The organism is Campylobacter sp. RM19073, from assembly GCF_024723495.1.
Lineage (GTDB): Bacteria > Campylobacterota > Campylobacteria > Campylobacterales > Campylobacteraceae > Campylobacter > Campylobacter porcelli.
This window is the reverse complement of the sequence record NZ_JANQCT010000058.1, coordinates 1-1,541: the sequence shown is the minus strand read 5'-3', so window position 1 is coordinate 1,541 and position 1,541 is coordinate 1. Positions and strand designations below refer to the sequence as shown.

General features: G+C 40.6%; 1 rRNA gene. It reads left to right on the top strand.

The window, feature by feature from the left end:
- Nucleotides 1-358 precede the first annotated feature (358 nt).
- Nucleotides 359-1,541, top strand: a 23S ribosomal RNA gene (locus CSUIS19073_RS08220); the annotation flags it as partial.

Sequence of the window (1,541 nt, the reverse complement as noted above, 5' to 3'; positions counted from 1 at the left end):
AAGTTATTTAATTTCCCTATTGTTAAAAGTCACAATCAAGTTTTAATATTTAAAACAATTTTACAGGACTTGTTAAAGCTTTAAATATGGACTTAGTTTAGCAAATAGTTAATTAAACAATCTGTTATCCCAATAACTAAATATATTAACTACCAAGTTTAACTTCACAATCTATTAAGTTTTAAAACTTACTTAATAGTAGTTAATGCTTTCCGTCTTATAAGTTAATATTTAAACACTATAAATTTAATAGTCATATCTTTAAATAAAAGGTATTCTTTTAATAAAGATTAACTAATTATCTTTATCTTTAACAAGGAAGTGATGCGAATTAGAATATATAATAATCTAATAAAAAAGGTAAGCTACTAAGAGCAAATGGTGGATGCCTTGGCTAGTAGAGGCGATGAAAGACGTGCCAGGCTGCGATAAGTCTCGGGGAGCCGTCAAGGGGCTTTGATCCGGGAATTTCTGAATGGGGCAACCCAGTATATAGTGATATATACTACCGCAATGCGGAGCGAACGTTGGGAATTGAAACATCTTAGTACCAACAGGAAAAGAAATCAAACGAGATTACGCTAGTAGCGGCGAGCGAACGCGTAAGAGGGCAAACCACTAGCTTGCTAGTGGGGTTGTAGGACTGCAACATAGACTTAAACAATCTAATAGAATAAGCTGGAAAGCTTAAGCATAGAGGGTGATACTCCCGTATATGAAAGTGCGTTTATACTTAGCAGTATCCTGAGTAGGGCGGGACACGTGTAATCCTGTCTGAAGCTGGGTAGACCACTATCCAACCCTAAATACTACTACTAGACCGATAGTGCACAAGTACCGTGAGGGAAAGGTGAAAAGAACTGAGGTGATCAGAGTGAAATAGAACCTGAAACCATTTGCTTACAATCATTCAGAGCCCTATGATTTATCAGGGTGATGGACTGCCTTTTGCATAATGAGCCTGCGAGTTGTGGTGTCTGGCAAGGTTAAGGAAACCCGGAGCCGTAGCGAAAGCGAGTCTTAATAGGGCGTATAGTCAGATGCTGCAGACCCGAAACGATGTGATCTATCCATGAGCAGGTTGAAACTGGTGTAAGAGCCAGTGGAGGACCGAACAGACGGCCGTTGAAAAGGCTCCTGATGACTTGTGGATAGGGGTGAAAGGCCAATCAAACATCGTGATAGCTGGTTCTCTCCGAAATATATTTAGGTATAGCGTTGTGTAGTAACTTTGTGAGGTAGAGCACTGAATGGGCTAGGGCATACACCAATGTACCAAACCCTATCAAACTCCGAATGCGCAAAGTGTAATCACAGCAGTCAGGCGGCGAGTGATAAAATCCGTCGTCGAGAGGGGAACAACCCAGACTAACAGCTAAGGTCCCTAAATCTCATTTAAGTGGAAAACGATGTGGAGTTACTGAAACAACCAGGAGGTTGGCTTAGAAGCAGCCATCCTTTAAAGAAAGCGTAATAGCTCACTGGTCTAGTGATTCTGCGCGGAAAATATAACGGGGCTAAAATGAGTACCGAAGCTTTAG